Raw genomic sequence first — 19343 nt, forward strand, 5'->3', positions numbered from 1 at the left:
GTAGTAAAAGGGGGGACGGGCTTGGAGTTGATATTTACTTCTATAAAGGATGCAATCCGTCTAAAAATATATTTATCTGCACATGGCGTAAAGGAAAAATTAAAAGAAAGCCAGAGCCAGTTTATTTATACATTTAGTAATGAAATGGAAAAAAGGGGTTTGTATGCGGAGGCATTGCTTCATTTTATAAAAGAAGCAAAAAGAAATGACTGGTTAAATGATACGTTACTGCAAACATATCATTATGAAAATGAAGATGAGCGTAGTCATATCATTGGAATTACTGCACAAATGTTTAGTGGAAAGCGCAAAGATTTATCCGATTTAGTTGGAAATGTGAATGAAGATCAGTTGCTTCATTCGGCAATTGATGATTTGCTAAGTTATGGAGGGCCGATTTTATTTGATTCTTTTTCAAGGTTTAGGCTTAAGCCTTATTACAAGCAAGTAGGTAAGTATCTTGAGGTCGCCATCGATGAATATAAAATGGAACAAGAATACCAGATGTTTGTCAGCATGCTAAGAGACTACTTGAAAAATCGTGGCTCAAGAAAAAATACGATTCATCTGCTCATGGATGATTCAAATTTATTTTTTGATGAAAATATCCAAGAAATATCTCATCAAGATATGAAGGCAATGATTGATCAACGCCTGCTCGCCAATCACCCAATTTATGTAGATTCAGGAGTCATAGCACCGCTTTTATCAATGGCCCCTAAGAAAATTTATCTTTACACTCTTAATGAAGAGCAAGCACTTGTTAGAACGTTACGTAATATATTTGAAGAACGAATCTTTATTTTGCCTCCAACTCATTTTCACATATTAAAAAAAGCTTATGTCCATAAACCTTGATTTTTTTTTCGCAACTAGATATAATAACCTACATAATCAATCAAGCAAACAGTTGCGATAAGGACATGAGTATTTTGTTACGGTTCACAGAGAGGGAAGATGGAGCTGCGAGCTTCCCAACACGGACTAGATACTTACCCCCTTTGAACTCCAATCATGAACCAGTGAGTAATGATTGGCGGGCCAAATCCGTTACAATGAATCCAAGTCAATATGCTTTTTTCGTATGTTGAAAACTAGGGTGGAACCACGTGTATATAAACTCGTCCCTTTCCAGGAGACGGGTTTTTTGTATTTTTATTTAGAAAGGTGTAAGCCACTAGTACATCATATACGCCGAAGTTAGGCAATAAAAAAAGGAGTGGAAAAATGATGTCAAATCAAATTCAAATTACTTTCCCAGATGGGTCTATAAAGGAGTTTCCAAAAGGGACAACAACAGAAGAAATTGCAGCATCCATCAGTCCAGGCTTAAGAAAGAAAGCACTTGCTGGAAAACTAAGTGGTGCACTTATTGACTTGAAAACACCGATACAACAAGATGGAGCGATTGAGATTATTACAGCAGATAGCGATGAAGCACTTGAGGTAATGCGACACAGTTCTGCTCACTTAATGGCACAAGCAATGAAAAGATTGTATCCAGATGTTCAATTTGGTGTTGGTCCAGTTATTGAAGGCGGATTTTATTATGATATGGATCTTGAACATGCAATTACACCAGAAGATTTACCTGTTATTGAAAAGGAAATGAAGAAGATCATTAATGAAAATATGGAAATCGTTCGTAAAGAAGTGTCACGCGATGAAGCGAAAGATCTGTTTGCTGCAGATAAATATAAGCAAGAACTAATTGACGCCATTCCTGAAAATGAAAAAGTAACGATTTATACACAGGGTGAGTTTTCAGATCTGTGCCGTGGCGTTCATGTCCCATCTACAGGGAAAATTAGAGAATTTAAATTGCTTAATATTGCAGGCGCATATTGGCGTGGTGACAGCAAAAATAAAATGCTTCAACGCGTATATGGAACAGCTTTTTTCAAAAAGGAAGACCTTGCAAATCATTTGAAAATGCTAGAAGAAGCGAAAGAGCGTGATCACCGCAAACTTGGTAAAGAGCTAAGCTTATTTACAAACTCACAAAAAGTAGGGCAAGGGTTGCCACTTTGGTTACCAAAAGGTGCGACAATTCGTAGAATCATCGAACGTTACATCGTTGATAAAGAAGTTGAACTAGGATATGACCATGTGTATACACCGGTTATGGGAAGTGTTGACCTGTATAAGGCAAGTGGTCATTGGGATCACTATAAAGATGATATGTTCCCTGTCATGGATATGGACAATGAACAACTTGTTTTGCGCCCAATGAATTGCCCTCATCATATGATGGTATATAAAAATGATATCCATAGTTATCGTGAATTGCCGATTCGAATTGCAGAACTTGGCACACAGCATCGATATGAAATGTCTGGCGCTCTTTCGGGCCTACAGCGTGTTAGAGGAATGACATTGAATGATGCGCATATATTTGTTCGACCAGATCAAATCAAAGACGAATTTATCCGTGTTGTGGAACTTGTTAAGGAAGTGTATAAAGATTTCAACATCGAAGATTACTCTTTTAGGCTTTCTTATCGTGATCCTGAGGATAAAGAGAAATATTTTGATGATGATGAAATGTGGGATAAAGCACAGGCGATGATTAAAGAAGCAATGGATACTTTTGGCGATGAGTATGTGGAAGCTGAAGGGGAAGCGGCATTCTACGGACCCAAATTAGACGTTCAAGTCAAAACTGCATTAGGAAAAGAAGAAACACTTTCTACTGTCCAACTGGATTTTCTTTTACCTGAAAAATTAGATTTGACATATGTTGGTGAAGATGGCAAACAGCATCGTCCAGTCGTTATCCACCGTGGTGTTGTGTCAACGATGGAACGGTTTGTAGCCTTCTTGATTGAAGAATATAAAGGCGCATTTCCGACTTGGCTTGCACCTGTTCAAGTTCAAGTTATCCCAGTTTCTCCAGATGTGCATTTTGACTATGCTAAGAAAGTTCAGGATAAGTTAAAATCACTCGGTTTCCGCGTTGAACTTGATCAACGTGAAGAAAAAATTGGTTATAAGATTCGTGAAGCGCAAATGCAAAAAGTGCCATATATGCTTGTTGTCGGTGACAATGAAATTACAGAAGAAGCTGTTAATGTAAGGAAATATGGAGAGAAGAAGTCAGAAACTATTTCCTTTAAAGAGTTTACAGAATTACTTAAAGCAGAAGTGAATAATAGAGATTAATGAATAAAACACCAAAGGGGCTTCAGTTAGCCCCGTTTGGCGTTTTATTTTTTATCTTCCAAATCTACTTTAGTTCCGTCTTTCAACATATAATCCAAATCAAATTCTGTATAATCTTTATCTAATTGAAAAATAGCTAGGACTTTTTGAATTACCTCTTCTTGTGATAATCCAGTCAGTTCAATATCTTTCAATAAAACGTATACGGTTTGAAAAGCTTCCATGCCCTGTAATATTCTATCATTTATTTCATCATCTACTATTGCTTCATACTTCCCATTGCCACTTTTTTGTTCATACTCAACAGAGTATTTTTTATTTGGACCATATTTAACTTCTAAATCAAATTCGGTATAAGGTAGTTCTTCCATTTGTTCTATCGCGTTTGTATCATCTACATTTCCATCGGAATTTACGCCACTGTTATCCTTTTGGTTGGTATCAGGCGTCCTCACCTCTTTAGGAACCACCATCCGTTCTTTCGGATGATCATCGATGGATGGATCATTAGAGCATGCTGTAAATCCAAGCATTAAGGTAATTCCAGCAATAGAGTAAAATATCTTTTTTAACATACGCGAAACCTCCAAAGTATGAGTTCTTATAACAAAGTGTTACCTTTTCCTACGTAATTAAACATTTTATCCAAAAGATTGATTGATTTATGTAACATAATTTGTTATGATAATAAGCGTTGCAAATATTACATGATTATTGACAGAGTTATCTACCTGTGATATATTAATAAGAGTTAATTGAATACTTGTTTGTGGAAGAAGAGGCTCCCGCTTCTCGCCTGATTGACGCAATAGTGCTGTTGACAGGTTATTGATTTCATTGCCATTTTTGACTATTTGTGCGTGATTTTGGTGCGGGTTGCTATATGCCTCGCACTTTTTTTGTGGCTTAAATACGGCTTTATAAAAGTGCAGCATGATTATTACTCAAACTATGTGTTCCTTATAAAACTTGGAGGTGGCTAACTATTAGCAAAGATATGATGGTAAATGAAGGCATCCGTGCCCGTGAACTTCGTCTTGTTGATCATAATGGAGAGCAGCTGGGAGTTAAATCCCGCAATGAAGCACTTGAAATTGCTGCACGTGTAAATCTAGATCTCGTTCTTGTTGCACCTAACGCAAAACCACCTGTGGCCCGAATTATGGATCATGGAAAGCATCGTTTTGAACAGCAGAAGAAAGAAAAGGAAGCGCGCAAAAACCAAAAAGTGATCAATTTGAAGGAAGTTCGATTAAGTCCTACTATTGATGAGCATGATTTCAACACTAAGCTTCGCAATGGCCGGAAATTCCTTGAAAAAGGCGATAAAGTAAAAGCTTCGATTCGTTTTAAGGGACGTGCTATTACGCATAAAGAAATTGGCCAGCGTGTATTAACTCGCTTTGCTGAAGAATGCGAAGATGTAGCGACTATTGAGTCCAGACCGAAAATGGACGGAAGAAGTATGTTTTTAGTATTAGCACCAAAAATTGAAAAGTAATGTTTTGAGGAGGAAAACTCTATGCCAAAAATGAAGACCCACCGAGGCTCAGCAAAACGCTTCAAAAGAACAGGTTCTGGTAAATTGAAACGTTCACAAGCTTATACAAGCCATTTATTTGCAAATAAATCAACAAAACAAAAACGTAAACTACGTAAGTCAGCAATGGTGTCAAAAGGTGATTTCCGCCGTATTCGCCATATGCTTGACAATGTGAAGTAATAAATCGAGATCCAACTTAGGAGGGAATTAATATGCCACGTGTAAAAGGCGGTACAGTAACCCGCAGACGTCATAAAAGAGTTATAAAATTAGCAAAAGGTTATTATGGTTCCAAACATAGATTATACAAAGTTGCTAACCAAGCAGTAATGAAATCTTATAATTATGCATATCGTGATCGCCGTAACAAAAAACGCGATTTCCGTAGACTATGGATTACACGTATCAATGCAGCAGCTCGTATAAATGGTCTTTCTTATAGCCGTTTAATGTTCGGATTGAAAGAAGCTGGAATTGAAGTAAACCGCAAAATGCTAGCTGAACTTGCTATTTCTGATGAACAAGCATTTGCAGAAATTGCAAACAAAGCAAAAGCAGCACTTTAAGAGGATGTTCAAAAAGTCACCAAATGATAAAGGACGAACTTCTTGTTTCTAATTTGGCACCTTTTTGAATACGCACTTTAATCTAGATATATTTAAAACAACGAGGCTATCCCCCCAAGTGTTAAACCCTTGGATTTTGGGATAGCCTCGTTTTGTTTTTATGGGAAGGAGTGTTAGAAATGCTTAGATTTTTGTTAATTAGCTATTTTATTGTAATAAATGTTTTTGGTATTCAAATCATGGGAAATGATAAAAAAAGAGCACAGCAAAGAAGGCAGCGTGTAAGTGAACGCAATCTGTGGCTTCTTGCTTTTGTTGGTGGGGCCCTTGGTATGACGATTGGCATGAATAAATATCGACATAAAACAAAACATTTTACATTTAAATATGGATTGCCTCTTTTACTTATTATCGATATTGTTATATTTTATCTTCTGCTTGACCGTCTGTCATAACAGCAGAGGAAGAAAATATACTAGTAGTATGGAAGGCAGGTGGCTACATGAGTGAACAAATGTTAATCATGCTTGCTTTTATGGAAGGTAGCGGAACACTGGCACCGTTTATGTTTATCATATTTCATGTCGTTAGACAGTTTATGTTCATCCCTGTAGCACTTGTTTGCATTGCTGGTGGTATACTCTTTGGAAGTTTTCTAGGGACATTGTATTCTATGGCTGGTTTATTATTATTATCTGCCCTCTTTTATTTTTGTATCGATAAAATGCCTGGTACACACGCTAAATTGATGGGGATAAAATACAAATGGTTTGGTCGCTATACAAAAATGACTGTAGGTCAAATTGCCATATTACGGCTTATCCCATTTTTTCATTATCACTTGTTGAATATCTGTTTGCTGGAAAGAAGACCTGATTTTAAGGGATTCATGAAGGGAGCTTTTGCTACAAATCTGCCTCTTGCCTTTTTTTATACGGTGTTCGGGCAGTTTATTACACGTTTCTCTCCAGGGATGGCCGCAATTATTATCCTCTCACTATGTATCTTGGTTTATGTCCTACGTGAAAAAATAACAATTGTCACATGGGATGAGTTCTTCTCACATAGACAAAAACAATCCAAAAACCCATGCTAGATTCTGTGCAAACAGTCGTAATCATGACTTTTGATCATGATTACGACTGTTTTAATTTCATAAAATTGGCTATTAAGTAGTGTTCAATTTTTATGACCACTTTTAGCACTTAACGCCCTCTAAGAATGTCTTCTTCAACCGACAGAAACTCCAATTCCTAATAATATTGTTGAGAAAGCCTCTATCACTAATCGATCATAAAAAGCTCTATATTAGTAAGGATCGGCTTCTTTTCCTTTGTCCTGGGCTTGATCGACAGCTTTGTCTGCTTCAATTGTACTCGTATGTTCTTTAGACTCTTTTTTTGCAATCTCTAAACTTTCTTTTATTCTTCTTCCGTATTCTTCGTCGGCTTTTAAAAGATGCTCGATCATTAGCTTCTGAATATGTGGTCGGCACACGGATAAAGCGTCTGTTAAGTTGGATATCAATTCATCTTTTTCCCATTCTTCGAAACTACGGTACGTATCGCCTGTTTGCCCAAAATTATTTTCGCGATCAATTCTTTCCCTTGTCAAATTTGCATTATAATGTGGTTGATGTTCTTTTCCAGACTGTTCGGCTTGTTTAAACCCACCGAGAGAGGAAGGTTCGTAATTTACATGTGGATTTTTGCCTTTCGTATACTCTGTTTGGTAGCTCATTTGCCCCCCATGTTGGTTTGAACCTACATGTTTTTTCGCCGCATTTATAGGGAGCTGTAAGTAGTTAGTTCCTACACGATGTCTCTGTGTATCTGAATAAGAGAATGTTCTACCTTGCAACATTTTATCATCAGAAAAATCAAGTCCATCGACAAGAACGCCTGTACCGAATGCCACTTGCTCCACTTCATTAAAATAGTTTTCCGGATTTTTATTCAATACCATTTTTCCAACTGGAAGGAATGGAAATTGTTCTTGTGGCCATAATTTCGTATCATCAAGAGGATCAAAATCCAGCTCTAAGTGCTCATCGTCACTCATGATTTGTACATTTAATTCCCATTCGGGATACTCGCCATTTTCGATTGCTTCATATAAATCCTGAGTTGCGTGGCTGACCGTTTTTGCTTGAATCTTTTCGGCATCTTTTTGTGTCAAATTCTTAATATCATTATTTAACGGTTCCCAATGATATTTGATTAAAACGGCTTCACCTTGCTCATTTACCCATTTATACGTATTTACACCAGATCCTTGCATTTGCCGATAGTTCGCTGGAATCCCCCACGGAGAAAAAACGAACGTAATCATGTGAAGTGTTTCAGGTGACTGCGAAACGAAGTCAAACATTCTTTCCGGATCTGGTAAATTTGTGACTGGATCAGGTTTGAAGGAATGTATCATATCTGGAAATTTGATGGCATCACGAATAAAAAATATTTTTAAATTATTACCAACTAAATCCCAGTTTCCATCTTCGGTATAGAACTTAACGGCAAATCCACGTGGGTCACGTGCTGTTTCCGGTGATTCCATACCACCTATAACAGTAGAAAATCGGACGAAGACAGGTGTTTGTTTTCCAGCTCCTTGGAATACTTTTGCCCGAGTGTAACGAGAAACATCTTCTTCTCCAGCTTTTCCATATGTTTCGAAATAGCCATGTGCGCCTGCTCCTCTAGCATGGACAACTCGTTCCGGAACACGTTCCCGGTCAAAATGGGTAATCTTTTCAATAAAGTCATAGTTCTCAAGTGTTGCAGGTCCCCTATTGCCAATTGTTCGAGTATTTTGGTTGTCTGTGATAGGATGTCCTTGTCTCGTCGTTAACATATCATTGTTTTCATCTGTATTCACATTTTCATTTGAATTATCGATACTTGTCATTTTACTTTACTCCTCCTATATATGTAAATGGAACCCTTGTATCTGTAATAGGATGAGCATATATAATCAATAATATTAAAAAAGAGTCAAAAAGTATCTTTTGACTCACTTAATGTTTATTTTTAGCGATTAATTCTTTAATTGGGCTTTTCCAATCAATAACTGCATTCGGGTATCTCAGCTTAATTTCATTTTCAATCATCATAAAATCATCGTAAGATATGCCTTGCAGTACATCTTGATTATGAGGCCAGATAAAAATAGATACGACATCAAAGGCGCGCTCAGTCGAACCCAAGTACTTTTCTCCTTCAAACATGGCTCCTTTATGTGTGACGAGAAAATTTTTGCGAATATTATCTGGAATATCATAGAAATAAAATTTATTTTGTTCATGAGCAGATTCTAGTTTGCGTTTGGGATCTAAAATAAATTTCACTATTTTGTATAAAAAGTATATGATAAGCGCAAAAATTGCAATTCTTAATAAAATGATCATCGCAAAGCCTCCAATTGGTTCATTTACTTCAGTATACGGACAAGGAATCAAAAAGTTTCATTTTTTGTTATAATTAATTTGAAGAGGATGTTCAAAAAGTCACCAAATGATAAACGGCGAATTTCTTCGTTGGCATAGGTAACGTACTTCTACTAAGGAAAAGGAACCTCTGTTAAGGAAAAGGAACCTCTGTAAGGAAAGAGGACCCTCTGTTAAGATCGCTCACGTCCTGTGAGCAACACAGAGGCCAGCACGTCGTGTGCAAGTACGTCCTGTGAGCAACACAGAGGCCAGCACGTCGTGTGCAAGTACGTCCTGTGAGCAACACAGAGGCCAGCACGTCGTGTGCAAGTACGTCCTGTGAGCAACACAGAGGCCAGCACGTCGTGTGCAAGTACGTCCTGTGAGCAACACAGAGGTCAGCACGTCGTGTGCAAGTCTGATCCTCAAAACCTTCTCGCCTCGAACTTCTTGTTTCTAATTTGGCACCTTTTTGAACACGTACTAAAAGGAGTGAAAAAATCATGACATTACAAGAATGGTTTGCAATACAAGATAAACTAGATCGTTATATTGAAGATGAACATGGACTACAAAAAGAAAACTTAGTAGAGAAAAAAATCTTAGCATTGCTTGTTGAAATTGGTGAGTTAGCGAATGAAACGCGATGCTTTAAATTTTGGAGTAAAAAAGATGCTTCCGAACAAGCGGTTATTTTAGAAGAATTTGTGGATGGTGTCCATTTTATTCTATCGCTAGGAAATGAACTTGGATTTTCAGATAGAGATATTTCTATTGTATCTTCGGAAGCAAATGAAGAATTAGTGCAGTGCTTCTTGAAAATTTATCATCTTGTAGATAAGCTAAGGCAAACAAGAGCAGGAGAAGATTTTGAAGGGTTATTACGTCAGTATTTTATACTTGGACAATCACTAGGTTTTTCAATTGATGATGTACAAACAGCGTACAAGAAGAAAAATGAAGTGAACTATAAAAGACAGCAGGAAGGTTATTAACTTCGGAAAGACTGGCAGTTGGCGTAATTTAGCCGCTGTCAGTTTTTTTAGTTTAATAAGAAGTGTTCTATGTCTAACCTTGGCACACGGGATACAGTATACTTTTTTGTTACGGCTCTTATGATATATCTACAATGAATAAGCGCACGCGCTACGTATTCATGCGTCCCATTTTTAGACTCCTTAGTATTGTGCTAATGTTCATTAGCTTTGTCTATGTTAATTTTTTTAGATAAAAATATAATTAGCATTAGTTATGAAAAAATGAAATATTCACAAGGGAGATGGAAAGATGATGAATCAAGCGCCAGTTTTATTGACAGACGAACAAATGCGAGAGTTTATTACAAAAGGTTATCTTGTGTTAAAAACTGACTTTTCACCAGAGTTTCATGAGGAACTGATGGAACAGCTAAATCAAGTTTACGAGAAAGAAGGAAATCCAGGTAATAATTTATTGCCGAGAGTGCCAGAAATACAAGAAGTATTCAAACATCCTGCTATTGATGGAGCATTACAAAGTGTTATAGGGCCAAATTATTTAATGCATACACATCGCCATGGGCATTTTAATGCAACTCCTAAACCTGGTGGATGGCATAAGGATAGTTACTGGGGGTATAACAGAATGCGCAATCATCATCCGTGGTGGGCGATGATTATGTATTTTCCGCAAGATACGCCTCCAGAATTGGGACCTACAGCTGTCATGCCAGGCACACAAAATTATGAATCACGTGTTTTTCAAGCCGATGATATGAAAGAAGAAGCACTGGCAAGTGGTGAAGCAGGAACATTTATTTTGATTCATTATGATATTTGGCATAGAGCAACAGCTAATACACTTGGCCAGCCGCGTTATATGCTGAAGTTTGAATTTATGAGAACGGAGGCGCCTACTACTCCGAGCTGGAATAATGAAAACGCTAAATGGCAAACACCATCATCAGCAAGCGAGTTGTTCTACCAACACGAAGATATGTGGGAAGAAACATGGAATTGGCTTACAGGAAAAATTGGTAGTATTGCTGAAACGAAATTAACTAGCGATATAGATCAGCTTTCAGAAATATTAGTTGCTGGAAATGAACCAGATGCGATCAATGCAGCATATCAATTAGCCGGTTCAGGGGATGAAGGAATTGATATTTTGGCAGAAGCGTTATATGCTGCACGATTAAAAGATTCTAGACTTGCTGCTTATGCATTGTCTGTCGCAGGGAAAAAAGCTATCCCACATTTAGAAAGTGCATTGGAAAGTAAGCAAGATCATACAGTGGCAAATGCTGTATTTGCGCTTGGGGAACTTCGTCAACATGCATCCTCAACTATTCCGAAGCTAAATGAATTGATCGGTCATTCTTCTTTACATGTTCGTCACACAGTCGTTGATGCGTTAAGCATGATTCAAGAGCCGACAGAAGCTGCGATTGTTGGATTAATTCGTGCATTAAAAGATGAAGATGTTCAAACCAGATTTACTGCTGGACTCGCACTTTGTCGCTTTGGTGTGGAAGCAGATGCAGCGGTTCCGTATCTAGCAGAAGCATTGAAAGATGAGGATCGATATGTAAGAGGTCATGCTGCTGAAGCACTTTATTTTATTAATACAGAAGCAGCAAAAAAAACATTAATTGATTTCCTACTTGCGTCAAGATGGTGCCCATCCACCACCCCGGCAAGCACATTTTAAGAATTTAAGTGGAAGTGCCCGTTGATAAGGTATGCGAGGGACCTGCACGATACAAGTCCCTCGACATTACCACAGGATGTGGCGATATATCCTTAATGATCCGAGGCGAAGGCAACACGAAGAACGGAAGCGGCTTACAGATATTTCAATGAGTAAACCACTTCTGTTTTTTCTATAGACCATATAAAACCATTTCTCGATATTGTGAAGGTGAAAAGCCGATTTGTTCACGAAACATCCGCGAAAAATAAGAAACTTCCATTCCGATCGCATCTGCAACATCTGAAATATTTTGATCTGTAGTAGCGAGAAGATGCCTTGCTTTTTCCATGCGACGTTGATTCAAGAAACGAATGGGAGAGGTACCAGTGAACTGCTTAAATAGTTGAATAAAATAATTTGGGTGAAAACCAGCTATCGACGCCATTTTTTCAATCGATAAATTCTCAGCTAAATGAATTTCTACATAATTGATCATTTGATCTATTTTTTCAAAAGATGGGTTAGAAAAAGGCTGCGATTTCATCTGTCCACTATTTTCCAGCATTAAAGCTATTAATTGTAATAAAATAGAATGCATACGAAACAAAGAGGAAAGAGAATGTTCTCTTGAAAGACGTATTAGCTGCTCAAATAATTTTTTTATGTATATGCGGTCATCTACCTTTATAAAAAGAGGTGCTTCTACTAAGTTAAATAAGTCTGAATCCCCTACTTTTGCGGTAAAATGACACCAATATTTATCAAACGTATTATCAGTTGTAATACCATATGATTGCTTTGTACCAGCGGGCAATAAATAAAGCTCGTTGGGATTTGGGTAATATACTTGATTGTCCACTTTCACAAAGCCAGTTCCAGATTTAATAAAATAAAGTCTATTAAAATCGGGAATGTAGTCTGCTGCCCCCCATGTAAGAGGTACTTTTGTTGTTTCAACAATGGAAACATGGAGTTGGACATTTGCAATATACTTTTTCCAAAAGAGCGTGTCGGTTTTATCCATCATATCATTTCATCCTGTTCTTTTGAAATATCGTTTGTAATAGTAATATTCGTGACTTTTCGATAAATTCCTGTTTTTTTCTTTTGGGATACCTTAAGCATATACTTTTTAGCTAGGATATTAGCTTCTTTTTTGTGTTCCACCTGGGATTATCATTATAATAGAAGGTGATCAAATCTTGAAAAATAGGGAGGGCCTAAGATGACTAAGCTTGATGACACATTAACAATGCTCAAAGATTTAACAGATGCTAAAGGAATTCCTGGTAATGAATATGAGCCACGTGAGGTAATGAAGAGATACATAACGCCATATGCGGATGAAGTGGATACCGATAATCTTGGAAGTTTGATTGCCAAGAAAAGTGGTGAAGCAAACGGCCCGAAAGTAATGATTGCAGGTCATTTAGATGAAGTAGGTTTTATGATTACACAAATCGATAAAAAAGGCTTCTTGCGTTTTCAAACCGTCGGCGGTTGGTGGTCGCAAGTAATGTTAGCACAACGGGTTACAGTTGTTACAAAAAAAGGCGATATTACTGGTGTAATTGGATCAAAACCACCGCATATTTTAACTGCCGAAGCTCGTAAAAAACCTGTTGAAATAAAAGATATGTTTATCGATATTGGTGCATCTAGCCAGGATGAAGTAAAAGAATGGGGTGTACGACCAGGGGATATGGTCGTTCCTTACTTTGAATTTACTGTCATGAATAACGAGAAATTATTACTTGCCAAAGCATGGGACAATAGAATTGGCTGTGCAATTGCCATTGATGTATTGAAGAATTTAAAAGATGAAACACATCCAAACGTTGTCTATGGTGTAGCCACAGTGCAAGAGGAAGTTGGACTCCGTGGAGCAAAGACAGCAGCTAATAAGGTGCAACCTGATATTTCAATTGCTGTTGATGTGGGTATTGCCGGTGATACACCTGGCGTATCAGATAAGGAAGCACAAGGAAAAATGGGCGATGGACCACAGATCATTTTATATGATGCATCTATGGTGTCGCATAAAGGATTACGTGATCTTGTTACAAATGTAGCTGACGAACTAGGGATACCTTATCAGTTTGAAGCAATTCCAGGTGGTGGAACAGACGCTGGATCACTTCATTTAACTGGAGAAGGTGTACCGTCGCTTGCGATTACGATCGCAACTCGCTATATTCACACACATGCTGGGATCCTTCATCGCGATGATTATGAAAATGCGGTCAAATTGATCACAGAAGTAGTAAAGCGTCTTGATATCGACACAGTGAATAAAGTCACATTTGGATAATTGACTGGAGCCGGAAAAAGCAGAAGTTTTGCTTGATTCCGGTTTTTTCTTTTCATCTTGAGGAAAATCCTGTATTGTCAAAGAAGACTATCTTAAAAGGGAGATATATATGGGGATTTTATGGGAATACATAGTTGTATTTTTACTTGCCGCTACACCATGGTTTGAAATTGCTGCAGTTATTCCGCTTGGTATATTGCGGGGGCTTCAACCAATAGTTGTCGTCATCCTTGCTTTTATTGGAAACCTATCGACCATTATTTTGGTCATATATTTATTTGAAAAGATTAAAGATTTCTTAGTCAAAAAGAAAGGTGGCTTAAAAGAAAATAACAAGCGCCAAGATCGTGCTAAGAAAGTATGGAATAAGTATGGTTTGCCGGGACTTGCCATTTTGGGGCCTGTCCTGATTGGAACGCATATCGCGGCATTTATAGGGATGTCATTGGGAGCTACGAAAAGGTGGACTATGCTATGGATGACCATTAGCCTTGTACTTTGGTCAGTTATTTTTGGTGTAGCTGCTTTTTATGGAATTGGGATTTTCAAGACGATGCTTGGATAATGGAGAGTAGGAAGACGCTGAGGATAGACATGTAAAAAGCGGCTACAAATGAGCCGCTTTTTCTACTTTAATCCTTCTTCTAACGTTTCTAGCATCATACTTTTTTCTTGTTCATCTGCGTGCTGCCAAATCACTTCAAATAGCACGCCCAATCCGGGAAGCATTTTTTCTTCGCCACGTTGGATAGCATCAACGATTGTGTCTTTCAACTGCGATTGGTCATTTCCTGACACGTTGTGAATGATTGCATTTCGTAAATTTAAATTCATCATCACAGCTCCTTCCGAATGTTACTTCCTTATCTTTTCGCAAAATGTCTGAAATATGTATAATGGAACAAGAATGTATGTGAAAGGAAATGAATACTTTGGAGCATATTCAATCAACTAAAAACCCAAGAGTGAAAGAATGGAAAAAACTACTTACTAAAAAAGGCCGTGACAAATCAGGCTTATATATAATTGAAGGTTTTCACCTTGTTGAAGAAGCGCTAAAAAATCAAGCAATTGTAGAACTGATGATAGTGGAAAAACTTAAGCTTCCTGCCGATCAATCACTGGAAAATATACAGATTATCACAATTGCGGCAGATATAAGCAAATCAATATCCGAGACTGAAACGCCACAAGGTATATTTGCAGTTTGTCGTAAAACCCAGTCGAAAGCCGATATATCTGGTCATGAACGTTTGCTTTTACTTGATCGTGTGCAGGATCCTGGAAATATCGGTACGATAATTAGAACGGCAGAAGCAGCAGGGATTGATGCAGTTATTTTTGGGGAAGGATCAGGTGACTTATACAATCCAAAAGTCATTCGTTCCGCCCAAGGAAGCCACTTTTATATTCATACAGAGATAGGAGATTTACAGGATTGGATGGAACGATTAAAAGAAACGGAGATCCCGGTATATGGAACAGCGCTTGAAAATGCAGTTCCATATAAACAAGTTCACGCTACAGAGTCCTTTGCACTAGTTGTCGGTAATGAGGGTGCAGGAGTAAGTCCTAGCATACTTGAGCAAACGGATAAAAATTTGTATATTCCTATCTATGGACAGAGTGAATCACTAAACGTAGCAATAGCAGCTGGGGTACTTCTTTACCATTTACGAAAATAAATTTGAAATTACGAATACAAACGTCTATAATAATATTTATCTGAATAAAGAAAATGACTATGATGGAGAAAAGTAACTAGAGAAAGCTTTAAGTGTATGTTCAAATTCGCTGTTAATTATTTGGTGATTATTTGAATATTCTCTTTAAGGGAGAAAATGCCTTGACTGTGAGCATTTTCAGTGGAATCTAGATGAAGTTCACCTCCTGAGTCGGCATCGGGACCGTTTATTAACAATAGACGTAAAGATGCTCCGGCATGCCGTTATGACAATGAAGTGAACATGCGAATGTTTATAAGGGTGGTACCGCGACCAAAGCCTCGTCCCTTTTTGGGGGGAAGGCTTTTTTTGTTGCCTAGATTTAGTAGCAATAGGGCTTGAGTTACTCCTGGAGTACTACTTTCCCGGAGACTTACACCATTCTATTTTTGTTAGAAAATAAGGGAGGAACGAACAAATTGGAACAAAAACTAAAACAATTAGAAACAGAAGCTTTGCAAAAGATTAAAGACGCTTCGTCCTTAAAAGCAATAAATGAAATCCGGATAGCTTATTTAGGAAAAAAAGGACCAATCACGGAAGTATTACGTGGTATGGGGAAGCTGTCAGCTGAAGAAAGACCGAAAATGGGGACCCTTGTCAATCTAATTAGAGAAACGATCACGAAAGCAATTGAAAACAAACAAAAGCAATTAGAAAATGAAGCAATAAATAAACAGCTGGAATCAGAAACGATCGATGTTACTTTACCAGGCAGACCCATAAAAACCGGTAGTCGCCATCCTCTAACACAAGTAGTGGAAGAAATTGAAGATTTATTCATTGGAATGGGCTATAAGGTGGCTGAAGGTCCTGAGGTTGAACAAGATTATTATAATTTTGAAGCATTAAATTTACCAAAAGGCCATCCAGCGCGTGATATGCAGGATTCATTTTACATTACAGAAGAGCTTTTGTTGCGTACACAAACATCGCCAGTTCAAGCACGGACGATGGAAAAGCATGAAGGAAAGGGACCTATAAAAATTATTTGCCCTGGAAAAGTGTATCGTCGTGACAATGATGATGCGACACATTCCCATCAGTTTACACAAATCGAGGGACTTGTCATTGATGAAAACATTACAATGGGTGATTTAAAGGGAACCCTAGATGTGTTTGCGAAAAAAATGTTTGGAAAAGATCGTGAAATCCGCCTCCGCCCAAGCTTTTTCCCATTTACTGAACCATCTGTGGAGATGGATATTTCTTGTAAAATATGTGGTGGCGATGGGTGTCGCGTCTGTAAACAGACAGGCTGGATTGAGATTCTAGGTGCGGGTATGATACATCCACGCGTACTTGAAATGTCAGGATTTGACTCGAAAAAATATACTGGCTTTGCATTCGGAATGGGTCCAGAAAGAATTACGATGCTAAAATATGGTGTAGATGATATTCGCCATTTCTATACAAATGATCTTCGTTTTTTACAACAGTTTGCGGTGCAAGAATAATTTTAGGAGGTAACATACATGCTTGTTTCATATAAATGGCTACAGGAATACGTTGATCTTGATGGCGTTACAGCAAAAGAACTTGCAGAAAAAATTACGAGAAGCGGAATCGAAGTAGATGGGGTTGAACAGCTAAGCAAAGGTGTCAAAGGAGTCATCGTTGGCCATGTGTTGGCATGTGAAAAACATCCAGAAGCTGACAAATTAAATAAATGCCTTGTTGATATTGGAGCAGAAGTGCCTGTTCAAATTATTTGTGGAGCACCAAATGTCGCAAAAGGTCAAAAGGTTGCAGTAGCAACGGTTGGAGCAGTGCTCCCAGGTAATTTTAAAATCAAAAAGGCAAAGCTTCGGGGCGAAGAATCGAATGGCATGATATGCTCGCTGCAAGAATTAGGAATTGAATCTAAGCTAGTTGCAAAAGAATTTGCAGATGGCATTTATGTTTTTCCAACTGATACGGAAGTCGGTGCAGATGCCCTTCCACTTTTAAACTTAGATGATGAAGTGCTCGAGCTTGATTTGACGCCGAACAGGGCTGATGCACTCAGCATGCTCGGGATGGCTTACGAAACAGCAGCAATTCTTGGGAAAGATGTTAAGCTACCAGAAATTGATACAGCAGCAACAGCCGAAAAAGCTTCCGACTATATTTCTGTTAAAGTAGATGCACCGGAAGATAATCCACTTTATACAGCAAAAGTGATTAAAAATGTAAAAATTGGTCCGTCACCACTTTGGATGCAAACACGACTTATGGCTAGTGGGATCCGACCACATAATAATGTTGTCGACATTACGAATTATATTTTGCTTGAATATGGTCAGCCTCTCCATGCGTTTGACTATGACCGATTTGGTTCGAAAGAAGTTGTGATCCGTCATGCACATGAAGGTGAAACAGTAATTACACTAGATGAAACTGAGCGGAAATTGACAAAGAAACAACTCGTGATCACTAATGGCACAATTCCAGTTGCATTGGCAGGTGTGATGGGCGGTGCTGATTCCGAAGTAGGCAGTGATACAACAACAATTTTATTAGAATCTGCTTATTTTGCTGGACAATCAATTCGTGATACGTCCAGATATCATGCATTACGTAGCGAAGCTAGTAGCCGTTACGAAAAAGGAGTAGATCCAGCTAGGGTTCGTCCAGCAGCAGAACGTGCAGCACAATTAATCGCCGAGCTTGCAGGTGGCGAAGTATTGGAAGGTCTAGTTGAAGCAAATCATTTAACACTAGAGCCAGCAGTTGTTTCTGTCTCACTTGAAAAAATTAATCGCGTGCTAGGCACAGAAATTAGCGAAAAAGAAGTAGGCGAGATTTTCCATCGCTTGAAATTTCCTGTAACAGTGAAAGATGGAATTTTTACTGTCACTGCTCCGACACGACGCGGTGATATTACAATTGAAGAAGACTTGATCGAAGAGGTAGCCCGTCTTTTTGGCTATGATAATATTCCGAAAACATTGCCAAAAGGTGCTGCAACTGCAGGTGGTTTGAACACCATCCAAGAAAAACGTCGCGTCACGAGAGGTTTTTTAGAAGGTGCTGGTTTGTATCAAGCGATCACATACTCGCTAACTTCGGAAGAGAAAGCAACAAGCTTTGCTATCGAAGCACGGGAGGCTGTAAAACTCGCTATGCCAATGAGCGAAGAACGGAGCAGTTTGAGATTAAGTATCGTTCCACAATTACTTGAATCTTTATCGTATAACTTAGCACGCCAGCATAATTCAGCTGCATTATACGAAATTGGTTCGGTGTTCTTAAATGAAGGAAAAAATGTACAACCTGAAGAGCGTGAGCATATTGCAGGCGCGATTACTGGACAATGGGTTGAAAACGAATGGCAAGGTGAGAAAAAAACTGTTGATTTCTTTGTAGCCAAAGGTATTTTGGAAGGGTTATTCATAAAGCTAGGTGTAGCTGATTCTATCGAATGGCAAGCAGCTCAACTAGATGGTATGCATCCGGGACGTACAGCAGAAATCCTTCTTGGAGGCGAAGTGATCGGCTTTATCGGTCAAGTGCATCCAAATGTTCAAAAAGAATTGGATCTAAAAAACACTTATGTATTTGAAGTGAAAGCAAGTCCAATATTTACTTTTGAGCTACCTGAACTCCAATATGTTGCCATTCCGCGCTTCCCATCGATTTCAAGAGATATTGCTCTCGTTGTTGATAAATCAATAACAGGAGGAATATTGGAAAAGGTGATTCATGAAGCTGGTGGAAAACTGCTGAAAGATGTTCATATGTTTGATCTGTACGAAGGAGAGCATATGGAATCAGGCAAAAAATCTATCGCATTCTCATTAACCTACTTAGATCCGGAAAAAACACTCACGGATGAAGAAGTTGTAAGAGCACATGAAAAAGTACTTGCTGCAGTTAAAGAAAAAGCAGGTGCAGAGTTGAGAGGATAAAAGCCTTAAGAATTAAAAAGTCAGCCCACATAGCTACAAGCATTGGGCTG

Annotated in this window: 19 protein-coding genes and 1 other annotated feature; of the genes, 14 read left to right on the top strand and 5 right to left on the bottom strand. The window is 38.3% G+C overall.

Annotated elements, in window-relative coordinates:
• Positions 1 to 21 precede the first annotated feature (21 nt).
• Positions 22 to 858, top strand: a complete 837-nt coding sequence (locus MHB53_RS24170) for a putative sporulation protein YtxC (RefSeq protein WP_340923458.1) — start codon at positions 22 to 24, stop codon at positions 856 to 858.
• Between the two features lie 45 nt (positions 859 to 903).
• Positions 904 to 1132: a binding site (T-box leader), on the top strand.
• A gap of 98 nt (positions 1133 to 1230) precedes the next feature.
• Positions 1231 to 3162: a threonine--tRNA ligase gene (gene thrS, locus MHB53_RS24175; protein ID WP_340924966.1), complete on the top strand. Its 1932-nt coding sequence runs from the start codon at positions 1231 to 1233 to the stop codon at positions 3160 to 3162.
• Positions 3163 to 3206: 44 nt separating this feature from the next.
• Here thrS and MHB53_RS24180 read toward each other — a convergent pair whose 3' ends face one another.
• Positions 3207 to 3737 carry a YusW family protein gene (locus MHB53_RS24180; RefSeq protein ID WP_340923460.1) on the bottom strand — a complete coding sequence of 177 codons (531 nt, stop codon included), beginning with the start codon at positions 3735 to 3737 and terminating at the stop codon, positions 3207 to 3209.
• Between the two features lie 422 nt (positions 3738 to 4159).
• On the opposite strand from MHB53_RS24180, the gene infC reads away from it, so the two are divergent.
• The 5 genes from infC (at position 4160) to MHB53_RS24205 (ending at position 6367) form a co-directional block, all read left to right on the top strand.
• On the top strand, positions 4160 to 4663 hold the full coding sequence (infC, locus tag MHB53_RS24185; protein ID WP_340923462.1) for a translation initiation factor IF-3: 504 nt from the start codon (positions 4160 to 4162) through the stop codon (positions 4661 to 4663).
• 21 nt (positions 4664 to 4684) lie between these two features.
• Positions 4685 to 4885 carry a 50S ribosomal protein L35 gene (gene rpmI / locus MHB53_RS24190; protein WP_340923464.1) on the top strand — a complete coding sequence of 67 codons (201 nt, stop codon included), beginning with the start codon at positions 4685 to 4687 and terminating at the stop codon, positions 4883 to 4885.
• Between the two features lie 32 nt (positions 4886 to 4917).
• On the top strand, positions 4918 to 5271 hold the full coding sequence (gene rplT, locus MHB53_RS24195; RefSeq protein WP_340923466.1) for a 50S ribosomal protein L20: 354 nt from the start codon (positions 4918 to 4920) through the stop codon (positions 5269 to 5271).
• Positions 5272 to 5450: 179 nt separating this feature from the next.
• Positions 5451 to 5726 carry a DUF1294 domain-containing protein gene (locus MHB53_RS24200; RefSeq protein ID WP_340923468.1) on the top strand — a complete coding sequence of 92 codons (276 nt, stop codon included), beginning with the start codon at positions 5451 to 5453 and terminating at the stop codon, positions 5724 to 5726.
• Between the two features lie 47 nt (positions 5727 to 5773).
• The gene (locus MHB53_RS24205) at positions 5774 to 6367 is read left to right on the top strand and encodes a TVP38/TMEM64 family protein (RefSeq protein ID WP_340923470.1); all 594 of its coding nucleotides are present in this window, start codon (positions 5774 to 5776) and stop codon (positions 6365 to 6367) included.
• Between the two features lie 212 nt (positions 6368 to 6579).
• Here the strand turns inward: MHB53_RS24205 and MHB53_RS24210 are convergent, their stop codons facing one another.
• The gene (locus MHB53_RS24210) at positions 6580 to 8178 is read right to left on the bottom strand and encodes a catalase (RefSeq protein WP_340923473.1); all 1599 of its coding nucleotides are present in this window, start codon (positions 8176 to 8178) and stop codon (positions 6580 to 6582) included.
• Between the two features lie 109 nt (positions 8179 to 8287).
• Positions 8288 to 8677, bottom strand: coding sequence for a sigma-w pathway protein ysdB (locus tag MHB53_RS24215; protein ID WP_340923475.1), 390 nt, complete (start codon positions 8675 to 8677; stop codon positions 8288 to 8290).
• A 524-nt stretch (positions 8678 to 9201) separates the two neighbouring features.
• Between MHB53_RS24215 and MHB53_RS24220 the strand changes: the two genes are divergently transcribed.
• On the top strand, positions 9202 to 9693 hold the full coding sequence (locus MHB53_RS24220; protein ID WP_340923478.1) for a dUTP diphosphatase: 492 nt from the start codon (positions 9202 to 9204) through the stop codon (positions 9691 to 9693).
• A gap of 292 nt (positions 9694 to 9985) precedes the next feature.
• A complete protein-coding gene (locus MHB53_RS24225; protein WP_340923481.1) occupies positions 9986 to 11386 on the top strand; it encodes a HEAT repeat domain-containing protein in 1401 nt (466 codons plus the stop codon).
• Between the two features lie 172 nt (positions 11387 to 11558).
• On the opposite strand, the gene MHB53_RS24230 is transcribed toward MHB53_RS24225, so the two are convergent.
• On the bottom strand, positions 11559 to 12395 hold the full coding sequence (locus tag MHB53_RS24230) for an AraC family transcriptional regulator (RefSeq protein ID WP_340923484.1): 837 nt from the start codon (positions 12393 to 12395) through the stop codon (positions 11559 to 11561).
• Between the two features lie 198 nt (positions 12396 to 12593).
• Between MHB53_RS24230 and MHB53_RS24235 the strand changes: the two genes are divergently transcribed.
• Positions 12594 to 13679 carry a M42 family metallopeptidase gene (locus MHB53_RS24235; RefSeq protein WP_340923487.1) on the top strand — a complete coding sequence of 362 codons (1086 nt, stop codon included), beginning with the start codon at positions 12594 to 12596 and terminating at the stop codon, positions 13677 to 13679.
• A gap of 109 nt (positions 13680 to 13788) precedes the next feature.
• Positions 13789 to 14244 carry a small multi-drug export protein gene (locus MHB53_RS24240; RefSeq protein WP_340923489.1) on the top strand — a complete coding sequence of 152 codons (456 nt, stop codon included), beginning with the start codon at positions 13789 to 13791 and terminating at the stop codon, positions 14242 to 14244.
• Positions 14245 to 14306: 62 nt separating this feature from the next.
• Here the strand turns inward: MHB53_RS24240 and sspI are convergent, their stop codons facing one another.
• Complete coding sequence (gene sspI / locus MHB53_RS24245) at positions 14307 to 14513, bottom strand: small acid-soluble spore protein SspI (protein ID WP_340923491.1); 207 nt, start codon at positions 14511 to 14513, stop codon at positions 14307 to 14309.
• 98 nt (positions 14514 to 14611) lie between these two features.
• Between sspI and MHB53_RS24250 the strand changes: the two genes are divergently transcribed.
• From MHB53_RS24250 to pheT, 3 genes are all read left to right on the top strand, one after another.
• Positions 14612 to 15364 (top strand): TrmH family RNA methyltransferase, encoded by a 753-nt coding sequence (locus tag MHB53_RS24250; protein ID WP_340923494.1) that lies wholly within the window; start codon positions 14612 to 14614, stop codon positions 15362 to 15364.
• Between the two features lie 458 nt (positions 15365 to 15822).
• Complete coding sequence (gene pheS, locus MHB53_RS24255; RefSeq protein ID WP_340923497.1) at positions 15823 to 16860, top strand: phenylalanine--tRNA ligase subunit alpha; 1038 nt, start codon at positions 15823 to 15825, stop codon at positions 16858 to 16860.
• An 18-nt stretch (positions 16861 to 16878) separates the two neighbouring features.
• A complete protein-coding gene (gene pheT, locus MHB53_RS24260) occupies positions 16879 to 19293 on the top strand; it encodes a phenylalanine--tRNA ligase subunit beta (RefSeq protein WP_340923499.1) in 2415 nt (804 codons plus the stop codon).
• The last annotated feature ends 50 nt before the right edge of the window (positions 19294 to 19343 follow it).

The sequence above is a fragment of the Bacillus sp. FSL K6-3431 genome (assembly GCF_038002605.1).
In the GTDB taxonomy this organism is placed as follows: domain Bacteria; phylum Bacillota; class Bacilli; order Bacillales; family Bacillaceae_C; genus Lederbergia.